The 18,557-nt window shown below is 60.0% G+C and carries 19 protein-coding genes and 1 tRNA gene; 12 read left to right on the forward strand and 8 right to left on the reverse strand.

Annotated features, from left to right (window positions below; genetic code table 11):
• Positions 1-317: 317 nt before the first annotated feature.
• From ilvA to ACFQZG_RS13435, 7 genes are all read left to right on the forward strand, one after another.
• Positions 318-1,586, forward strand: a complete 1,269-nt coding sequence (gene ilvA, locus ACFQZG_RS13405; protein ID WP_378153251.1) for a threonine ammonia-lyase IlvA — start codon at positions 318-320, stop codon at positions 1,584-1,586.
• Positions 1,587-1,698: 112 nt separating this feature from the next.
• A complete protein-coding gene (locus tag ACFQZG_RS13410; protein ID WP_378153253.1) occupies positions 1,699-2,856 on the forward strand; it encodes an MGDG synthase family glycosyltransferase in 1,158 nt (385 codons plus the stop codon).
• Positions 2,857-2,879: 23 nt separating this feature from the next.
• Complete coding sequence (locus tag ACFQZG_RS13415; protein WP_378153255.1) at positions 2,880-4,088, forward strand: MFS transporter; 1,209 nt, start codon at positions 2,880-2,882, stop codon at positions 4,086-4,088.
• A 27-nt stretch (positions 4,089-4,115) separates the two neighbouring features.
• Positions 4,116-4,724: a TVP38/TMEM64 family protein gene (locus tag ACFQZG_RS13420; RefSeq protein ID WP_378153257.1), complete on the forward strand. Its 609-nt coding sequence runs from the start codon at positions 4,116-4,118 to the stop codon at positions 4,722-4,724.
• 82 nt (positions 4,725-4,806) lie between these two features.
• The gene (locus ACFQZG_RS13425; protein ID WP_378153259.1) at positions 4,807-4,950 is read left to right on the forward strand and encodes a hypothetical protein; all 144 of its coding nucleotides are present in this window, start codon (positions 4,807-4,809) and stop codon (positions 4,948-4,950) included.
• A gap of 12 nt (positions 4,951-4,962) precedes the next feature.
• Positions 4,963-5,241, forward strand: a complete 279-nt coding sequence (locus ACFQZG_RS13430) for a transposase (RefSeq protein ID WP_378153260.1) — start codon at positions 4,963-4,965, stop codon at positions 5,239-5,241.
• Between the two features lie 165 nt (positions 5,242-5,406).
• Complete coding sequence (locus ACFQZG_RS13435; protein WP_378153262.1) at positions 5,407-6,627, forward strand: WD40/YVTN/BNR-like repeat-containing protein; 1,221 nt, start codon at positions 5,407-5,409, stop codon at positions 6,625-6,627.
• A 77-nt stretch (positions 6,628-6,704) separates the two neighbouring features.
• Here ACFQZG_RS13435 and ACFQZG_RS13440 read toward each other — a convergent pair whose 3' ends face one another.
• A complete protein-coding gene (locus ACFQZG_RS13440) occupies positions 6,705-7,760 on the reverse strand; it encodes an FUSC family protein (protein ID WP_378153264.1) in 1,056 nt (351 codons plus the stop codon).
• A complete protein-coding gene (locus ACFQZG_RS13445) occupies positions 7,757-8,869 on the reverse strand; it encodes a DNA alkylation repair protein (RefSeq protein ID WP_378153266.1) in 1,113 nt (370 codons plus the stop codon). Before ACFQZG_RS13445 ends, ACFQZG_RS13440 begins: the two co-directional genes overlap by 4 nt.
• A gap of 141 nt (positions 8,870-9,010) precedes the next feature.
• On the opposite strand from ACFQZG_RS13445, the gene ACFQZG_RS13450 reads away from it, so the two are divergent.
• On the forward strand, positions 9,011-9,925 hold the full coding sequence (locus ACFQZG_RS13450) for a diacylglycerol/lipid kinase family protein (RefSeq protein WP_378153268.1): 915 nt from the start codon (positions 9,011-9,013) through the stop codon (positions 9,923-9,925).
• Here the strand turns inward: ACFQZG_RS13450 and ACFQZG_RS13455 are convergent.
• Positions 9,892-11,622 carry an ATP-binding protein gene (locus ACFQZG_RS13455; protein ID WP_378153270.1) on the reverse strand — a complete coding sequence of 577 codons (1,731 nt, stop codon included), beginning with the start codon at positions 11,620-11,622 and terminating at the stop codon, positions 9,892-9,894. The genes ACFQZG_RS13450 and ACFQZG_RS13455 overlap by 34 nt on opposite strands.
• Before the next feature lie 132 nt (positions 11,623-11,754).
• Here ACFQZG_RS13455 and mscL point away from each other — a divergent pair, with 132 nt between their 5' ends.
• On the forward strand, positions 11,755-12,267 hold the full coding sequence (gene mscL / locus ACFQZG_RS13460) for a large conductance mechanosensitive channel protein MscL (protein WP_378153272.1): 513 nt from the start codon (positions 11,755-11,757) through the stop codon (positions 12,265-12,267).
• Positions 12,268-12,269: 2 nt separating this feature from the next.
• Positions 12,270-12,914 (forward strand): NUDIX hydrolase, encoded by a 645-nt coding sequence (locus tag ACFQZG_RS13465; RefSeq protein ID WP_378153274.1) that lies wholly within the window; start codon positions 12,270-12,272, stop codon positions 12,912-12,914.
• On the opposite strand, the gene ACFQZG_RS13470 is transcribed toward ACFQZG_RS13465, so the two are convergent.
• Positions 12,915-13,721, reverse strand: coding sequence for a hypothetical protein (locus ACFQZG_RS13470; protein ID WP_378153276.1), 807 nt, complete (start codon positions 13,719-13,721; stop codon positions 12,915-12,917).
• A 239-nt stretch (positions 13,722-13,960) separates the two neighbouring features.
• On the opposite strand from ACFQZG_RS13470, the gene ACFQZG_RS13475 reads away from it, so the two are divergent.
• The gene (locus tag ACFQZG_RS13475) at positions 13,961-14,155 is read left to right on the forward strand and encodes a hypothetical protein (protein WP_378153278.1); all 195 of its coding nucleotides are present in this window, start codon (positions 13,961-13,963) and stop codon (positions 14,153-14,155) included.
• A gap of 629 nt (positions 14,156-14,784) precedes the next feature.
• Here the strand turns inward: ACFQZG_RS13475 and ACFQZG_RS13480 are convergent.
• From ACFQZG_RS13480 to ACFQZG_RS13495, 4 genes are all read right to left on the reverse strand, one after another.
• On the reverse strand, positions 14,785-15,684 hold the full coding sequence (locus tag ACFQZG_RS13480; protein ID WP_378153280.1) for an IS3 family transposase: 900 nt from the start codon (positions 15,682-15,684) through the stop codon (positions 14,785-14,787).
• A gap of 38 nt (positions 15,685-15,722) precedes the next feature.
• On the reverse strand, positions 15,723-16,040 hold the full coding sequence (locus ACFQZG_RS13485) for a transposase (protein WP_378153281.1): 318 nt from the start codon (positions 16,038-16,040) through the stop codon (positions 15,723-15,725).
• Between the two features lie 292 nt (positions 16,041-16,332).
• Positions 16,333-16,408: transfer RNA gene (locus ACFQZG_RS13490), tRNA-Thr, on the reverse strand.
• Between the two features lie 108 nt (positions 16,409-16,516).
• Complete coding sequence (locus ACFQZG_RS13495; protein WP_378153283.1) at positions 16,517-17,677, reverse strand: HD-GYP domain-containing protein; 1,161 nt, start codon at positions 17,675-17,677, stop codon at positions 16,517-16,519.
• Between the two features lie 183 nt (positions 17,678-17,860).
• On the opposite strand from ACFQZG_RS13495, the gene ACFQZG_RS13500 reads away from it, so the two are divergent.
• Complete coding sequence (locus tag ACFQZG_RS13500) at positions 17,861-18,517, forward strand: response regulator (RefSeq protein ID WP_378153284.1); 657 nt, start codon at positions 17,861-17,863, stop codon at positions 18,515-18,517.
• The last annotated feature ends 40 nt before the right edge of the window (positions 18,518-18,557 follow it).

An 18,557-nucleotide genomic window follows, 5' to 3' on the forward strand; every position in this document is an offset into this window, starting at 1 on the left:
GCGAAGGCCGAACAGAGAGCCGGAGAAGCGCTGAGAGCCGGCGGCCGAAGCACGGAACGATATCCTCCCCGAGAATTCGCCCCGAGTCCGCCGAGCGGAGTAGGCGCGAACGGTCGTCCCCCGTTACGGGAGCAAGTCGTATACCAACGATACGACGATCGAGCGCCGTTTGTTTCATTTCGCATGAAACTTTCGGAACGAGGGTGGTACCGCGGAGCTGAATCCGTCCCTTTTTAAGGGGCGGTTTTTTTGTACCCTTTTATACCGATTCCAATCCACTATAGCGGCAATCGCCGGCAAAAGAAAGGATGATCCCCATGGCCCGGCAAGAATCGAAATTCGCCGTACCGTTAGCCGATATGCTAAGCGCGCACCGCGTGCTTCAGGAAGTGATCGCGCCGACTCCGCTGCAGCACAACCGCGCGTTGTCCGCCAAATTCGGCTGCAACGTCTATCTGAAACGCGAGGACCTGCAGATCGTTCGCTCGTTCAAGATTCGCGGCGCGTACAACCTGATGGCTTCGCTATCCGAGGAGGAGCGCTCCCGGGGCGTCGTCTGCGCGAGCGCGGGCAACCATGCGCAAGGCGTGGCCTACTCGTGCCAGAAGCTCGGCATCAAGGGAATCATCTACATGCCGGCGACGACGCCGAGGCAGAAGATCAACCAAGTGAAGCTGTTCGGCGGCGACCAGGTCGACGTCCGGCTGACCGGCGACACGTTCGACGATGCCTATGCGGAAGCGATCCGCGTAAGCAAGGAACAGAACATGCCGTTCGTCCACCCCTTCGACGATCCGCGCATCGTCGCGGGCAACGCGACCGTCGGCAAGGAAATCGTCGAAGGCGGCGTCCATCCGATCGACGTTATGCTGTTGACGATCGGCGGCGGAGGACTGGCCGCGGGCGTCTCCTCCTACGTTAAGGCGATCAGCCCGGACACCCGCATCGTGGGAGTCGAGCCGGAAGGCGCGCCTTCGATGCGCAAGGCGCTCGACAACGGCGGCGTGCTGACGTTGACCGAGATCGACAAGTTCGTGGACGGCGCCGCGGTCAAGCGGGTCGGCGACCTGACGTTCGAGCTATGCCGCGAGCTGCTCGACGATATCGTGATCGTGCCGGAAGGCCGCGCGTGCACGACGATTCTCGAGCTGTATAATGAGCACGCGATCGTGGCGGAGCCGGCCGGCGCGCTTACCGTCGCGGCGCTCTCCGCGCTTGATCCCGAGACGATCCGGGGCAAGAACGTCGTGTGCGTCATCAGCGGCGGCAACAACGACATCGACCGAATGCAGGAGATCAAGGAACGTTCTCTGATCTACGAAGGATTGAAGCACTACTTCATGATCAACTTCCCGCAACGGGCGGGCGCGCTGCGCGAATTTCTCGACGACGTGCTCGGACCGAACGACGATATCGTCCAATTCGAATACACGAAGAAGCATAACAAGGAGAACGGTCCCGCGCTCGTCGGCATCGAGTTGAAGAGCCGGGAAGATTACGATCCTCTCGTCGAACGGATGAACCGCAAAGGCTTCCAGTTCGTCGAGCTGAACAAAGATCCGCTGTTGTTCAACTTGCTCATCTGACGGAGTGCGCGCCGCTCGTTCCGAATCCGCGAGCCCTTAATTCGCCATTAACAATTACCCGTTACACTGATCGTATTAACGGGCACGTTACGTGCGAAGAGGTGCTGCGATTATGAACAGACGGATGAAGCTGCTCATCGTGTACGCCCGGTTCGGCGACGGTCACCTGCAAGCCGCCGCCGCTCTGCGGGACAGCTTCACGCGCCTTGGCCTTGCCGACGCGCAGACGGTCGACCTGCTCGCCCAGTCCCATCCGCTCCTGAACGAGGTCAGCAAGTTCGTCTACCGGCAGAGCTACACGTTGTTCCCTCGCGTCTACGGCTGGGTATACGAATCGACCAAGCACATGAAGTCCGACTCCTCCTTCGCCCACTGGCTCCACTCGTTCGGCAAGACGGCGCTACGGAAGCTCGTCTTGCGCGAGCAGCCGGACGCCGTCATCCACACGTTCCCTTCGCTCGCCCTCCCCGCGATCTACAGCCGCGTCGGAAGACGCGTTCCCATGTTCAACGTCGTCACCGATTTCGATCTTCATATGCGTTGGGTTCACCCCCAAGTGGATAAATACTATGTAGCGACCGACGATCTTCGCCTGCAACTGGCCGGTCTGGGCATCGACGATCGCCGGATCGCGGCCACGGGCATTCCGCTGCGCCCTTCGTTCGCGGACATGGAAGATATGCCCGAACGAGCGGCGATCGCCCGTCAATTCGGAATTCCAAACGACAAGCTTACCGTGCTCGTCATGGGCGGCGCTTATGGAAACGCGGCCGATTTGCGCACACTATGCGAGAAGCTTTCGGAACGGCCGGACGTCCATACGGTCGTCGTCTGCGGTCGTAACCGCGCCATCCGGGCCGATTTGCATCGCCGCATGGCCGCTCGGGCGAACGTTGCCGTGCTCGGCTACGTCGACCGGATCGACGTGCTGATGCGGTTGGCGACGTGCATCGTGACGAAGCCCGGAGGATTGACGACGTCCGAAGCGATCGAAGCCGGTCTGCCGATCTTCCTGTACCGTCCCGTTCCGGGTCAGGAACGCAACAACGCCCGGTACCTGCAGCGCAGGGGAGCGGCGGTCGTCTGCCGTTCGACCGGCGAGCTCATCCGGGAGATCAGCCGCTTGCTCGAGGATCCTCGCCGGCTTGCCGCGATGCGCCAAGCGCTGGATTTGCTTCGGAAGGGGAGGGCGGCCGATCGCATTGCCTTGGATATTGCCGACCAATTGCATATAATGGAAGAGGCTTCCGTACCGCGCCTACGGAGTTGAACTTCCGCAAAGGAGCGCTACGCATGAAATCGAGCCCGATGAAATCATTCGTACAACCGGATATGCTGCTATACATCTTGATCTTGTTCCTCGTGGAATTCGTGCGCGGCGCCGCCCTGATCAGCTTCCTTCCGATATACGGGGAGAAGGAGCTCGGACTGTCCCTGGACGTCATCGGAGCGGCGATCACCGCGTCGTTCTTGACCGATACGCTCGTGAAGCTCGCGATCGGCTACCTGCTCGACCGGCTGTCGGTTCGCGCGATCGTGAGCGCTTGCTTGCTGTGCACGCTTCTGGGCATCGCGGCGCTCGGGTACGCGGACGTCCCGTGGCTGTTCATCGTCGCTTCCGGCTTGATCGGCATCGGGGTATCGCCGATCTGGATCGTCTGCCTGACGAAGGTGCGGGAAGACAACCGGGCGACGCAGATGGGCTTCCTCTATACGATCTGGTTCGTCGGCCTCGGGGCCGGACCGGTCGTATCGAACTTGCTGCTCGACTTCGATCGTACGGTGGCGTACTGGACGTTGGTCGGCGTGTCGCTGGCGGCGTCGGCGCTGTCCCTGTTCATCGCGGGAGGGCGAAGCGTGCATCTGGAAGTCGTGCCGTTCAAGCGCCAACTGTCCATTCTCGGCCGCCGGCTGCGGGAGATGAAGCTGCTGCTTCCCGGCATGGTGCTGCAGACGCTCGCGGCGGGCATGCTAATGCCGATTCTGCCTAGCTTCGCCGTGAACGATCTCGGCATGACGGCGAGCCAGTATACGATGCTGCTGACGATCGGCGGCGGGTGCACCGTGCTCGGGCTCATTCCGATGGGCAAGCTGTCGGATAAGCTCGGGAAGAAGTGGTTCCTTATCGTCGGCTTCCTGCTGTTCGGCGCGATCATGCTCGCCTTGACCGGACGCCCGCCGATCGCGCTCGCGTTGTTCTGGGCGCTCGTGCTCGGCCTGTCCTACGCGGCGGTGCTGCCCGCATGGAACGCCTTGCTCGCCGCTTACGTGCCCCCCGGACAGCAAGGACTCGGATGGGGCGTATTCTCCACGGTGGAGGGCATCGGGGGCATGATCGGCCCGTATATCGGCGGGGTGCTCGCGATCGGCTTCAGCCAATCCTCCGTCATCGGATTGACCGGCATTTTGTTCATGTGCATTAGCGCGTTCTACGTATTTTTCCCCTTCCGGCTGTTCCGGGGCGAAGGCGCTTCGTCCGGACCGCCGGGCGGCAACAGCTGATTTTCTGACGGATTGGAGCCCGACCTCATGTCCAGCTTATTGTCTTGGAACGAATGGATGACCTTCGCTAGAAGCATTACCCTCGACGACATTAACGCATTCCTCGACCGCTACTCGGCGCTCGGGCCGCTGCCCGGCATTCTGCTTCCGCTGCTGGAGGCGTTCTTGCCGATCTTGCCGCTCGTCGTCTTCGTCGTCGCCAACGCTTCGGCTTACGGGATGTGGCTCGGATTCCTCTATTCGTGGATCGGCGTGTCGGTCGGTTCGTTGCTCGTCTTCCTGATCGCCCGCAAGCTAAGCTACCGTTACGGCGAACGCATTCGCAACCGGTTCCCCAAGGCGGAGAAGTTCTTCGAGTTCGTGGAACGCAAAGGGTTCACGCCGATCTTCCTGCTCGCGTGCTTCCCGTTCTCGCCTTCGGCCATCGTCAATATCGCGTCCGGCTTGTCCAAAATCCCGTTGCATACGTTCCTGACGGCCGTCCTGCTCGGCAAGGCGGTCATGATCTTCATGCTCTCGTTCCTCGGACACGATATTAACGCGATGATCGAGAACCCTTGGCGCATCGTCATGGCCGTGGCCGTTCTGTTGCTCATGTGGATCGGCGGCCGCAAGCTGGAAGCGCGGTTTACGTGAGTCGCGGGACTCGCGCTTGGCATAACGCTCTTCGTTCCGTGGAACCCTAAGCGAGGAATCGATCGCGAAGGAGGACACTGCCATGTCGGGCGAACACCCGTCCCGCAAGCAATTAGAGGCCAGCATCGCCCAATCGAAGGCCGACCGGACCGGTCAAGGCATAGCGCAATCGCGCGAGCTGCAATCGGAGGCGGATCGCGCCGCAGTGAAGAAACACGGATTGTAGGGGGCCAAGCGGATGAGCGAAGATAAACGGATGCAGCCTTTTACCGGGGAGAAAGTCGAAGTAGACGGCGTGTACGAGAACGAGTGGGGAGCGGAAGAGCATCTAAACCGCGGCGATATTTTCCCCTCGGACACGATGCTCGGACATACCGAATGGAAGCTGACCGAGCTGAACATCGAGAACCATCACGACGGCCGGACGGATCCTCGGCTCGTTCCGAAGGCGAACGATACGGATCAGATGGGCAAGATCGATCATCCAAGGCGTCAGATGGATCGCGGCAAGAAATAAGCCCGAAGGGCGTACCGGAGCCGTTCCGAAGCGAGCAATCGCTTCCGGGGCGGCTCTTCCTTATTACCGAACAGGCAGGATGGGTAAAATGGGTTAACGATGACGTCGAACCCCGACCGCGCGAGCGTCGTCTAATCCATACAACGAGAAAAGGGTGTGACCTGCATGAAATTCCGATTCACGCTGCAATATCTGCTGCTCGCCGCCATGTTCGCGTTACCTTTAATAGGCTGTTCAAGCGGAGAAAGCGTCGCGACGAGCGGCACGGCCAGCCCGTCCGCTTCGGCGGAATCGCCGGCTTCGACCGCTAGCGCGTCTCCATCGTCGGAGACGGAGCCGAGCGAGGCGCCCGTCGCGTCCGAGAGCGCGCCTCCGGCTTCGCCGGTGCCCGCGCCGTCGGGCATCGTGACCGCCATGCGGCTCGCGGACTTCGAGACCGGCTGGACCGGGGGAGAGGGCTGGATCGCCAGAACCGACGACGGAGGCAAGTCTTGGCGCACGCAATGGAAGGACAAAGCGACCGTCTTGCAGCTCTTCGCGCTGAACGGAAAGGAAGTATGGGCGACGCTCGATAGCGGATCGGTCCAACTGCTGCATTCGACGAACGGCGGGAAAGATTGGGCAGTGGCGGGAACCGTGCCGAACCGCGGCTTCTTGCATTTTACGTCTTCGAAGGAGGCGTTCAGCGGCAACGCGCGCACGCAGGACGGCGGCAAGACGTGGACGACTTACGAGGTGCCGGACGACATCGTCGGAGATCCGTATTTCCATGACGGCAGCAACGGCTGGGCCGTCTCGCAGACGGACGGCAAGTTCAAGTTCCTCCGTACGACGGACGGCGCGAAGACGTGGAAGGAAGTCTACGCTCGGGGCACCGTCGCTCCGGTGACGGGCACGGTCATCCGGTCGGCCGGCAAGAACGATGCGTGGGTCGAACTCGTCGGAGACTCCGGCATGAGCCAGACTTCGTACTCGTTGTTCCATACGGCCGACGGCGGCAAGAGCTGGATTCCCGTTCTCGCCAACAACCAAGCCGGCTCCGGGCCCGCGCCGGGTTACAAGATGGACGAGGAGACGAATGTCCCGCGCAACGAAGGAGCCGGGCCGGGCAACTTGAACGTCGTCGATCCGAAGGTCGCTATCATGGGCGGCAAGTGCAACGCCTGCGACGACGGCAATACGTTGGGCAAGACGACGGACGGCGGCAAGACGTGGACGAACCTGAAGGCCGCGTTCCCCGGTTACGGTCCGCAGTTCATCGGCGCTCAAGACGCCAAGCATATTTGGTGGATCAACACCGACAACGAGGAGCCGTCGGTTCTGTACACGTCGTCCGACGGCGGGGCGAACTGGAAGAAAGTCCACTCGTTCGGCAAGCCGAGGTAATATGCCTCTATTTATCGCACCCGCCGCTTAACGCAACGAAGCCCGCCCCGACGTCTTGTCGGGCGGGCTTCTTCTTGCTATGCCGTCGCTCTCGCCGGCTTCTCCTTATCCTTCTCCTCGCGCTGGAGCCATTGCTCCATCAGCTTGTCCAGCCTGCGGAGCCTGTCCTCGTACGCGTACACCGCCGAAGTGATGACGAGCAGTCGCGCCCTCGCGTTCAGGTCGTCGTCTTCGCGATCGACGATCAGCTCGGATAGCAGCATCGAAGCTTCCGGCGGCGGCGCGGCCGCATTCGAACCCGGCTTCATCTTGCCCTGCCACTTCCACACGAGCTGCTCGTGATAGCCGCACAGCGATTCGATCTGCCGGTCGATGAGCCGGTTCCACGATTGCGCCGTCTTGACGCCGAAATAATGCTCCTCCACGGCGTCGATCAACGATACGCCCTTCTCGAGCGCGGACAGCATCCCCTGATAGACGATGAGGAGACGCGCTCGCCGTTGCCGAGACTGGCGGCGGAAGACGCGCTCCTCCGCGAACAGCTCGTAGAATTCGTCCAGCTTGCGAAGCATCGTCTTGAGCCGGCCGTATTCGTCGCGGTACACGTTCTCCTTCAGCTCGTTGGAGACGGCGGTGCGCAACAGGCGCGACATAAGCGCCTCGGCTTCCTGCACGTGCTGCACGAACCGGTTCCGGTGCCGCGGCGGCGCGATTGCCACGTTCACGACGAACGCCGCGATGATTCCCGTCATGATCGCCCCCAGCCGATCGAGCGCGAGCAGCCAGCCTTGGCCGTGCGCCTCCATGATGACGACGACGGTAACGAGCGTTAAGCCGATCGTCTCCTCGGCCTTGAGCTTGATGCAGATCAGAATGACGCCGATGCACACGATGCCGACGAGCACGGGCGAGCTTCCGACCGCCCATACCGACGCGACCGCGACGGCCGCGCCGAGCACGTTGCTCTGCACTTGATCGAGCACTTGCAGCCAGGAGCGATAGATCGTCGGCTGGATCGTGAAGATCGCGGCGATCGCGGCGAGGATCGGAGCGTCGAGCCCGACGAGCGTCCCGACCCATAGCGCGACGGCTACGGCCAGCCCGGTCTTGAGCACTCTGGCGCCGATCGTCATGGCGAGCGTTCCTCCCCGCGATCGGCCGGGAGCAACGTCACGTCCGCGGAAGCGAGCTCCTGCCCGTTCACGACGAGCGCGAGCCGGTGCAAGCCCGGATAGTGGCGGCGCGTGGACAGGTCGGCATAAGAGAACAACCGGCCGCCTTCCTGCAGCGAGCCTCCCGCGACGACTTTCTCGCTGAGCTTGAACAGCTTGCGATAGTCTCTTCCCGTCGTGCGCACGAAGTACGCAGCCAGTTCGATGCGCAGCTTCACCGGTTCGCCTTGCGGCGCGCGAACCGCATAGCGGAACCGGACCGAATCGCCGATCCGCGCTTCGCCCGGCGTTACCGTCCAAGCATCGACCGTCACGCCCGCGGGCGGAGCCATGCCGAACAGCGCCATGACTCTCGGATGCGCCGCGCGCAACAGCCCGCGGCAGCCGTGCTTCAGAATCCAATCCGTCCCCGCGTCGCGGCCGATCCACGCTTCGGCGAGCGCGACGACGCGCTCGGGATGGTCTTTGGAGATATCGTTCAAGTTGTTCGCCACGCTCCGGCGGACGTACTCGGACGGGTCCGCCTTCAGCTTTTCCAGTATCGGAATAATCGGCTCCGGATCCCGCTTCAGCCGGGGAAGCGCGACCGCCCACGGCAACCGGGGCCGGCAGCCTTCGCTGGCGAGACGCCGCACGTGCTCGTCGGCATCGTCCGCCCAGACGGACATTTGCGCGAGCATCCGCTCTTGGTCCTGGAGCAGGAACGGCCTGACCGCGAACTCCGACGTCGACTGGCGGGTGAACTTCGCGAGCGCGTCGATCGACCGCTCCCATTGGGACAGCCCGTATACTTCCACGAAGTCGGGGAAGACGAAATGCTGCAATCCTCCGTAAGAAGGGGAGACCGCTTCGAGAACTTCCAATGCCTCGCCGTATTCGGAGGGAAGCGTCGCTCCTAAGCTAAGCGTGATTCTGCGCATCCGCTCCTTGAGCTCCAGCTCGTCCCATCCCTCGCCGAACACGGCTTCGGCGAACGCCGCCGCGTCGAACGACGGATAGACGGCGACGATCGATTGCGCTAACGATTGAATGAATGCTTCATGATAGATCGCCTTCAGCGGCTCTGCCACGCGATGTCCTCCTTGAAGTGCGCTTGCTCGTATGGATGATTATAGCATGTCCGCCCGGGGCGATCCCAACTTGTGCTTCCCTTCCGCGCGGACAGCCCCTTATAATGGGCTGAGACTACCACCTTGAGGAGAAGTGAACCCTTGATTCTGTTCGTCGTGAACGAGAACGCCGGCAATGGCCGGGGCGCCGCCATATGGCAGCAAGTCGAAGCGCAATTACGGGCGCGGGGTACCGAATATACGGTTATACGGGCTAGGAACGGCACGGAAGCTTACGAACGGACGGATTCTCTGCTTCGGACGACACAATTGAAAGCGGTTACGGTCGTCGGCGGGGACGGCTCGCTGCACGGCATTCTCCCGTTACTGACGGGTACCGGCATTCCGGTCGGCATCATTCCCGCGGGATCCGGCAACGACACGTCCCGAGCTTTCGCCATTCCCCGCGATCCGATCCAAGCGCTCGACATCGTCTTGTCCGGACGCACGAGAACAGCCGACGTCATCCGGACGACGGCTGCGGGCGAATCCCAAACGACGCTTACCGCGATCGCCGTCGGGTTGGACGGCACGGTAGCCGCCGACGTGAACGGCTCGCGGTACAAGAGATGGTGCAATAAGCTCGGTCTCGGCTCGCTCTCTTACGTGATCGGCTTCTTCAGGGCGTTATCGCTGTTCTCACCGGGAGACGTCACGGTGACGATGGACGGCGTAGCGCATCGGTTCGAGCGCGGCTGGCTGTCCGCCGTCGCCAACATCGCTTCGTACGGCGGCGGCCTTCGCATCTGCCCGGACGCGCGCTTCGACGACGGCAAGCTCCACGTGTGCGTCGTGCACGGCTGCAGCCTATGGCGCATTCTGATCGTCTTCCCGACGCTGCTCACCGGTAATCACGTGAACCGCCGCAACGTCACGATGCTCCAAGGGCGCCACGCGACGATCGAGACGAACGGACGGTTCCTCGCGTACGGCGACGGAGAGCCGTCGGGGGAGACGCCGCTCGAAGCGAAGCTATTGCCCGGTCAGCTCGTCTTCTTGACGACCGTCTCCGGATAGCGGAACGGCAGCATAATCTCGAACAGCGTGCCTTTGCCGATCTCGCTCTTGACGTTGATCTGGCCTTGGTGATTGTCGACGATCTTATAGCTGACCATGAGCCCGAGGCCGGTTCCCTTCTCCTTCGTCGTATAGAAGGGCTGTCCGATCTTCGCCAGCTGGTCTTCTCCGAAGCCCGGGCCCTCGTCGCGAATGCGCACGAACACGCGGTCGTTCTCGCGCGACAGCTTGATCCGGATCGAGCCCCCGTCGATCATCGCCTCGATGGCGTTCTTGATGACGTTGATGAACACTTGCTTCACTTGGTTCTCCACGCCGTAGATCCAGAGCGGGTCCGTGCCGTATTCCGCTTCGATCGCGATATTGTGGAGGATCGCCTGCGTCTCGAGCAGCGTGACCGTGTCGCGCATCATGACGCGCATATCTTGGTAGGTCAGCTCGTACACCTGCGGCTTCGACAGCATGAGCAGCTCGCTGACGATGTCCTCGATCCGGTCGAGCTCCGAGTTCATGATGTCGTAGTAGGTGCCGTTGTTCTTGCGGCCAGACGCGATCAGCTGCAGAAAGCCTTTCAAGGACGTCAGCGGATTGCGGATTTCGTGCGCGATGCCCGCGGCGAGCTGGCCGGCCACGTACAGCTTCTCGGAGTTGATCAGCAGCTCCTCGTTCTTTTTCCGCTCGGAGATGTCCCGGATGATCACTTGGACCGCCGGCTCGTTGTCCAGCGTCGTAATCGTCTCCACGATCTCGGTATGCAGCGTCTTGCCGCCCAACGTGTACCATTCCTGCTCCAACGGCTTGCCGCTTCCGGCGAAGATGAGATTATGCAGCCGATCCTTCACCTTCATGTGATCCCTCATCGGGAGAAAAGAATAGATCGATTTGCCCACCAGCTCGTTGCTCTGGTTCGCCTCGAACATCCGGAGACCCGCCGAATTCACGTACGCCCAATGTCCGCTTTTGAAAATCGCGATCGTATCGAGCGAGTTCTCGACGAGCAGCCGATAACGTTCGTCCATCTGGCTCAGCTTCTTGTCGATATACCAGGTGAAGTGCGTCGAGAGCAGAATAAGCAGCGCGGCGATTCCGATAATGATCGCCAGCAGCGATATATCGGCGTTCAGCTTGTCTTCCGTATAGAAGGGAGAATACTCGATCAGCATCCCCTTATTGCCGAACCATTGGACGATGATCGCGGACGTGCCGAGAATGGCGCTGGACAACCATCTGAGCCTCTTGCTTCCGTTCTCAGACATCAGGAAGGCGACGTACGTGCCGACGAACAGAACCGCGAGCGATAGCACCAAGTAGGACGGCTCCATATCCAGGTTCTCGATCGGTTGGCCGAATATCGTGAAGTAGCTCATGAACGCGATGCCCGACGCTAGGATCAGGCTCCCGAGCAACAGCCGGTAAGCGACGATTCCTTGGAAGGTGAGCAGGACGAACGTCATGAACGAGAAGAAAATAATAAAGACGAGCGCCACCAGCATCGTCCAGTCGAAATAGAGCGTCTCCTCGAGCGCCATAAGCATGACGAAGTGCTTCGCCCATATGCCGATGCCGAACACGAACGCGCCGCCGGCCAGCCAGAACTGGCGAAAGCTGCCGTTCGAGCGCTTCAAGTTGCCAATGAAGTTGAACATCGTATAAGATGCGAGTATGCTGATCAACAGTGCCAGCAGCATAAAAAACATTGGCCCGACCGCCCCGGTACCGTTCATAAGTCTCTCCCTCGCCCTTGCATGACATCTTTCTACGTTAAATATTACCATTCGACGATCGATGTCAAAATCCTTTCCATAAAGTTGAAAATTGGAGGTAATCGCATGTTCAAATCCATGTTCGGCGAATTCAAAACGTTCGCCATGCGCGGCAATGTCGTCGACTTGGCCGTCGGCGTCATTATCGGAGCGGCCTTCGGCAAAATCGTCACCTCGCTCGTGAACGACATCGTCATGCCGCCGGTCGGCAAGCTGCTGGGCGGCGTAGACTTCTCGGATTTATTCATTAATCTGGATCCGGACAAAGTGGTGAAAGCCACCGGGGAGGCGCCGAAGACGCTCGCGGCGGCCAAAGAAGCCGAGGTTGCCGTCATCGCGTACGGTCAGTTCATTAACGTACTGCTCGACTTCATCATCGTCGCCTTCTGCGTCTTCCTGCTCGTGAAGTTCCTTAACCGGCTGAACCGCAAGAAGAAGGAAGAGGAGCCGGCCGCTGCAGCGCCGACGACGAAGGAATGCCCTTACTGTCTGTCCGAGATTCCGCTCGCCGCGAAGAAGTGCGCGCATTGCACGTCCGACGTGACGCCGGACGGACAAGCCTCGGCCGCGCGGGGGTAGCGATGGGGGAAGTATTCGACGTCTACGACGAGGACGAACGGTGGATCGGCACCGCGGAGCGCGGCGACGTGCACGCGCTCGGCCTATGGCACCGGACGTTCCACTGCTGGCTGGCGCGAACGGGAGATGACGGCGAAGCGCGGGTGCTGTTCCAACTGCGCAGCGCGGGCAAGGACACGAACCCCGGCCGTTACGACATTACGGCCGCGGGCCATCTCGTCGCCGGCGAATCGCCGAGGGACGCGGTTCGCGAGCTGGAAGAAGAGCTTGGCGTCGCGGTCGGCTTCGAGCAGCTGATCGCGATCGGCACGGTGCGGGAGCACCTCGAAGGGACGATCGCTGGCAGGCCGTACATCGATCGCGAGATTAGCGACGTCTATTGCTGCATATCCGATTGGAATTTGTCGTCGCTTCGCCTGCAAGAAGAGGAAGTGGCCGGCGTATACGAAGCTCGCGCTAGCGAGCTGATCGCCCTCATGAGGGGAGAAGCGTCCGAGTTGCCGGCGCGCGGCGTCGCCTTGCATGACGGACGTCTCGAGGCGAGCGACGCGATCGTAACGAAGGCCGACTTCGTGCCCCGCAAGGACGACTACTACATCGACGTGTTTCATCGGCTCGCGGAGCTCGCCGGCCGCGCCTCTCCATAATTAACCTCGCAGACGGATCGGTTGCCAATGCAGCCGGCCGTCTTTTATTTTGCCTTCGCGCCAGAAGCCGTCCTCCGTATTGTGGAAGACGACCTCGAGCTTGCCGTCGCCGTCGATATCCCACACCCGGAACGGCCGCCCGTCCGCGAGCGGGCCGAAGCTCAGGCTGTCGCCGATCGCCGCCCATTCCACCGACGCGGCGACCCGAAGTTCGTCCTGACCGCCTGGCTGCTGCGAGCGTCCGAGCCACCACGTGCGGTCCGACTCGCGATAATAGAGCACCTCGTCGTCCGATTCCTCGAACGGACCGCACCAATGACCGACGCCGCCCTGGAATCGACCCAAACCCTCCCAGTTCTGATACCAGCGATTGATCATTCCATGAATGTTGTAGAATACCGTGTTGCGGGGCGCCACGTCGAAGTCGTCGATTTCCGGTTCGCCGTAGAGCCTCGCGGCTTCCCGGTGGATGCAGCCGTGTATGCCGGAAGACTCGAGGAAGCGTCCGAGCTCGTCGGCCGTCGCGAACGATTCCGGCTGGAACAAGATGCGGGCTTCGGCGGACTGGTCGTAGCAAGAGGCTCGGCGGATCGGCTCCGGAACGGCCGCCCACGGCATGACGAGGCTCGGGTTGTTCCCGGTCTGATTGTACCAAGCGAGCGCCCGGTTGATATAATCGCGGTGGAATTGCAGGAACGCGAGCCCGTGACCGATCGGCACTCTCGACGGATCGGCTAGATGATGCTCGTGATGCCAGCGCGCGTGTTCCTCTAGCAAAGATTGCGGGAAATTCGGTATCGTAGACATCGTATCCTGCTCCCCCTCCTGTCCGCGCGCGCCGAAACCGGCCGCTAACGTCAGGCAGCATATTGCCACTACTATATGCGGACGAGGCGGGATGCATGATAGGCCTAACCGGACTTGACGCATACTAAAATTTTCATCCAAGTAAGCTTACATGACATCTGTCGCATCGGCGCGGGATACGGTATACTTGACGTTAACCAATATTCCATCAACCGACCGTTCGCGAGGAGTGACGCCCTATGAAAAAGCAAAATCCGTACGCGCTAGCGATTCTTGGTCTGATGCTCGTCATCTTCGGCGCCATCGATACGATCTTCATCGCCAACAAAATCATCGGCATCGTGCTCATGACCGCCGGCTTCGTCACCGGCTACATCGGGCTCGAGCACGCGAAGAAGCTGAAGGCGGCCGCCGCACAAGCGAAAAAGAAGTAAGTATGCAAAGTGCCACCCACGTTCATCGACAAGATGAGCGGAGGGGCGGCACTTTGGCGTTCGTTGGACGAGGCACGCGGCAAAATAGCGCGGTGGGGCGGCGTTACTGCGGCGATCGGACCAGCTTTCGGCGAATTAGCGCGGCGGGGCGGCGTTATTGCGGCGATCGGACCAGCTTTCGGCAATTAGCGCGGCGGGGCGGCGTTACTGCGGCGGAACACCAAAGTAACCCGACTTTTCCCGCCTACCGCGCGCCAAACCGCCGTTTCACGCCCAGTAACCCGACTTTCCCCGCCTATCGCGCGCCAAATCGCCGATTCACGCACCGTAACCCGACTTTTCCCGCTTATCGCCCGCCAAACCGCCGTTTCACGCACCGTAACCCGACTTTTCCCGCCTATCTCGCACCAAATCGCCGATTCACGCACCGTAACCCGACTTTTCCCGCTTACCGCGCGTCAAACCGCCGATTCACGCACCGTAACCCGACTTTTCCCGCTTACCGCGCGCCAAACCGCCGTTTCACGCCCAGTAACCCGACTTTTCCCGCTTACCGCGCGCCAAACCGGTGCGACCCCCTAATTCCGGAGTCTCCCGTATAAAACCAACTCATTTTGTAGCGATGCTCGTTATTTCACTTTCTTTCTCGGCCAGAAGAATTCTGATCGATCATCCAAGCTCATTACCCATTCCGAAAATTTACTCGGTGGCATTTTTCGAAGGCTTGTGTGCATTCTTCGGTTGTTGTAGAAGTCCATATAACGGTCTACAGATGTGTAAGCATTTTCGAACGTTTCGTACTCTTCTTTACTGAAGAGATCTCGTTCCATGTTGCTGTGAAATGATTCTATAAAAGCATTCAAATCCGGCGTGCGAGGCGGAATACGTTCGTGTGTGATCCCCCAGCTTTCACACATGTCTCCAAAAAGGTGACTTACGAACTGTGGCCCATTGTCAGTTCGCACAGTAGGGAGGTCGCCATTTGTGGTGCAGTAACTGCTAATGGCTCTCCAAAGCGTCTGACAGGTATGCTTGGCCTCGCACGACGAGCCTCTGTAGTGGCCGACAATGACGCGAGTAAATACATCAATAATGCTCAACACGAAAAAGTGTCTGTCACGGCCAGCGACGTAACCGTATTTGATGTCCATCTGCCAGAGTTGGTTAGGTCCCGTAATGACTCGGTTCTCTGGCAGTTTCCGAGGATGCTTGAAGCGCTTCTGACGCTGAGGCTGTAGGATGTCTAGTTCCTTGCACAGCCGGTGGCTCTTCTTGTGATTAAGCTTCAGCTTGTACTGGTTCCTCAGGCATTCCGCAAGCAGTTTGCTACCGTACACGTGCTCCTCGCCGGAAATTAGTTCGAGAAGCCATTCCTGGATTTGCTCGTCGCTGATTTTCTCGCCAGACTCCGTAAACGAGTAGCCGGGGATAGGTCTTCCGCGCTTACCTTGAGCGGCCTGAGCGGGTTCTGACAGCCGTTTCATGCGGTCATAGTAAGTTGACTCAGCCAACCCGATGATGCGCAGCACGAGAGCTGCTGGATTACCCTGCTTAATGAACGTGTCGGCTATCTTGAATTTTTCGGATAAGCAGGGGTTGGCTTTTTTAGCAGCTCACGTAGAATCTCGATTTCAAGATCTTTTTCTCCCAGCATTTTGACTGCTTTCTCATATTTCTTCTCGACCTCGATAAGACGTTTCATCTCTTCAGCTTGCTCTTGTGGATAGGGATGATCCTGCTCGCCATGCTTTTCTCGATAATCCCGCACCCATTGCGTCACCGTGCTAGGAGAAACTCCATACTTCCGAGCTACAATAGCTGCCTTAATTCCCGATAAAGCTTCCAACGCAGCCTTTTCTCTCTGTTCCTCAAACATGCGTCCCATTCAACTCGTCCTCCTCATGTATCAAGCATACATTTTCGTGGGGGAGGACTCCAACTTAATTAGGGGGCTGTGGAGAAACCGCCGTTTCACGCCCAGTAACCCGACTTTTCCCGCTTACCGCGCGCCAAACCGCCGTTTCACGCCCAGTAACCCGACTTTTCCCGCCTACCGCGCGCCAAACCTCCGATTCACGCACCGTAACCCGACTTTTCCCGCTTATCGCGCGCCAAACCGCCGAAAAATACACAAAAAAACGCGTCCCTCGCGGGGCGCGTTATCATGTCGTAAATAATGGTGCTGATGAAGGGATTCGAACCCCCGACCTACGCATTACGAATGCGTTGCTCTACCAGCTGAGCTACATCAGCGCGAAATCACTTTATTAGAATACAGAGTCGGGGGACAAAAGTCAAGGCTATAAACCGAGGTATTTTTTTCCTTACCCGTTTCGCCACATTTGCCCCCGTACCGCCGAATTACACGAGATGGAACACGCGGTTCGACCGACCTTCCGCCGTAGGACGCTCTTGCCCCAACATGTTCGCCCCGGACGTCTTGTCGTTGCCCACGCCGCTGATCATCAGATGAAGCTGCCGCTTCAAGTCGACCTCGTACGGCTTATCCGGCGAGTCGCCTTCCGGCGTCCGGATGACGCGCACGATCGGCCGTTGCTTGCTGTCCGCGTGAAGCCCGGACACGACGCCGATCTCCCCGGTGGACAAGCGTACCGTCGTTCCGCGCGGGAACAACGCCATGTTGTCGCGCAGACGCGCCACCTTGTCCAGGTCGTACAACGAGCCCGAACCGCCGTACAGCACCTCCAGCGCTTCGTGCGGGAGCATCGGTTTGCCGTTGTCGCGTCCGTTCACCATCGTATCGAACATATCGAAGATGGCGATCCACTGATGCAGCGGGTGAATCTTCGCGCCCGTCAAACCGAACGGATAGCCGCTGCCGTCGACGCGTTCATGATGGAACAGCGCGCATTGCGCCGTAAGCACCGGGAAGCCGCTGTCCCGGAGCAGGCGGAATCCGAGCTCCGCGTGCGTCATATACTGGGAGCGGTCGCCCTGCGTGGCGCGGGAGCGCAGTCCATCCGGCAACAGCAGGCGGCCGATGTCGTGCAGCATGGCGCCCATCGCCAGCGCATGCAGCTCCTCCGAATCGAGCCCTTCGTCGAGGCCGAGACGGGTCGCGCAGACGCCGACGTTCATCGCATGCTCCAGAAAATGCTGCTTGTCCCCGTCGGCCAGCGTCGTGCTTAGGTGCACCGGCAAGCAGAGGTGGTTTCTGCGCGTGCGGAGATCGTCGACCATCAGTTTCGTCGCGTCGTGGCAGAACCGAACGACGTTCGCGGATATTTTGTCGCGCCGTCCGTTCATCAGCTCGTCCATGACGTGCGTCAGCGCCCCGTGCAGCACGATCGTCGTCTCGTCGCGAATCGCTTGGTCCGCGATGATATCCTCCGTGCCTTCTTGTTCGATATGAAGGAACGGCAGCCCCAGCTGCTGAAGCTTATGAATCGCATGCGCCGTCAGCACGAACCCTCTTCCCGCCAGCACGTGTCCTTGCTCCGTATAAATCGAACGCCCCAGCTTCATTCCCGGTTGACACTGGCTCGTATGCATAATGATCATATCGCTCGCTCCTTCTCGCGGGGCTTGTCAGCTCGTCCCCGACCCATGACTCTATCGTACGGGAATGCCGCGTCATATGACCAGTGACAGCCGTCACCGTTCGAGTCACGAAAACTCGCCTAACGCAGATGCCGTCTTTTCCACTATAATCATGTATATATAGAACGAATCGAGGGATAACGCATGTTGAAAATCGTAATCGCGGACGACCAGACGCTCATGCGAGACGGCTTGCAGACGATCTTGCAGCTCGAGGACGACATCGACGTCGTCGCCACCGCGGAGAACGGCGAGGAAGCTTGCCGGCTCGTCGCGATCCACAACCCCGATCTCGTGCTCATGGACATCCGCATGCCGGTCATGAACGGAATCGAAGCGGTGAAGAAGCTCCGCCAGGACTCCCCCCGCACGAAGGTGCTCGTCCTGACGACGTTCGACGAGGACGACTATATCGTCGACGCGCTGGCCGGCGGGGCCGTAGGCTTCCTGCTGAAGGACATCCCCACGGACAAGCTGCTCCAAGCCGTTCGCGACGCGGCCAAAGGGGAAATCATGCTGCCGGCCTCGATCGCCGTGAAGCTCGCCGCGAGATTGGCAGCCCCCGCCGCTCGTCCGCAGCATGGCCATGCGCGCGGGAAGATCGCCGACATCAAGTTCACGGACCGCGAAATGAGCATCGTCGCGCTCATGGTCGAAGGCCGCAATAATAGGGATATCGCGCAGTTGCTATTCATGAGCGAGGGCACGGTGAAGAACTACGTCTCCGCCATCTATGACAAGATCGGCACGAACGACCGCACGCAAGCCGTCATTTGGCTCAAAGACATGACTGTCATATGACGGCAGTCACTGTAACGAACCGGCTTCGCCCGTTACAATG

The organism is Cohnella sp. GCM10027633 (assembly GCF_042675445.1).
Lineage (GTDB): Bacteria > Bacillota > Bacilli > Paenibacillales > Paenibacillaceae > Cohnella.

What these genes read in the sequence shown, in the direction of transcription:
- ilvA (WP_378153251.1), top strand. Translation starts at nt 318, where the DNA reads ATGGCCCGGCAAGAATCGAAATTCGCCGTACCGTTAGCCGATATGCTA.
- ACFQZG_RS13410 (WP_378153253.1), top strand. Translation starts at nt 1,699, where the DNA reads ATGAACAGACGGATGAAGCTGCTCATCGTGTACGCCCGGTTCGGCGAC.
- ACFQZG_RS13415 (WP_378153255.1), top strand. Translation starts at nt 2,880, where the DNA reads ATGAAATCGAGCCCGATGAAATCATTCGTACAACCGGATATGCTGCTA.
- ACFQZG_RS13420 (WP_378153257.1), top strand. Translation starts at nt 4,116, where the DNA reads ATGTCCAGCTTATTGTCTTGGAACGAATGGATGACCTTCGCTAGAAGC.
- ACFQZG_RS13425 (WP_378153259.1), top strand. Translation starts at nt 4,807, where the DNA reads ATGTCGGGCGAACACCCGTCCCGCAAGCAATTAGAGGCCAGCATCGCC.
- ACFQZG_RS13430 (WP_378153260.1), top strand. Translation starts at nt 4,963, where the DNA reads ATGAGCGAAGATAAACGGATGCAGCCTTTTACCGGGGAGAAAGTCGAA.
- ACFQZG_RS13435 (WP_378153262.1), top strand. Translation starts at nt 5,407, where the DNA reads ATGAAATTCCGATTCACGCTGCAATATCTGCTGCTCGCCGCCATGTTC.
- ACFQZG_RS13440 (WP_378153264.1), bottom strand. Translation starts at nt 7,760, where the DNA reads ATGACGATCGGCGCCAGAGTGCTCAAGACCGGGCTGGCCGTAGCCGTC.
- ACFQZG_RS13455 (WP_378153270.1), bottom strand. Translation starts at nt 11,622, where the DNA reads ATGTTTTTTATGCTGCTGGCACTGTTGATCAGCATACTCGCATCTTAT.
- mscL (WP_378153272.1), top strand. Translation starts at nt 11,755, where the DNA reads ATGTTCAAATCCATGTTCGGCGAATTCAAAACGTTCGCCATGCGCGGC.
- ACFQZG_RS13465 (WP_378153274.1), top strand. Translation starts at nt 12,270, where the DNA reads ATGGGGGAAGTATTCGACGTCTACGACGAGGACGAACGGTGGATCGGC.
- ACFQZG_RS13470 (WP_378153276.1), bottom strand. Translation starts at nt 13,721, where the DNA reads ATGTCTACGATACCGAATTTCCCGCAATCTTTGCTAGAGGAACACGCG.
- ACFQZG_RS13475 (WP_378153278.1), top strand. Translation starts at nt 13,961, where the DNA reads ATGAAAAAGCAAAATCCGTACGCGCTAGCGATTCTTGGTCTGATGCTC.
- ACFQZG_RS13485 (WP_378153281.1), bottom strand. Translation starts at nt 16,040, where the DNA reads ATGGGACGCATGTTTGAGGAACAGAGAGAAAAGGCTGCGTTGGAAGCT.
- ACFQZG_RS13495 (WP_378153283.1), bottom strand. Translation starts at nt 17,677, where the DNA reads ATGATCATTATGCATACGAGCCAGTGTCAACCGGGAATGAAGCTGGGG.
- ACFQZG_RS13500 (WP_378153284.1), top strand. Translation starts at nt 17,861, where the DNA reads ATGTTGAAAATCGTAATCGCGGACGACCAGACGCTCATGCGAGACGGC.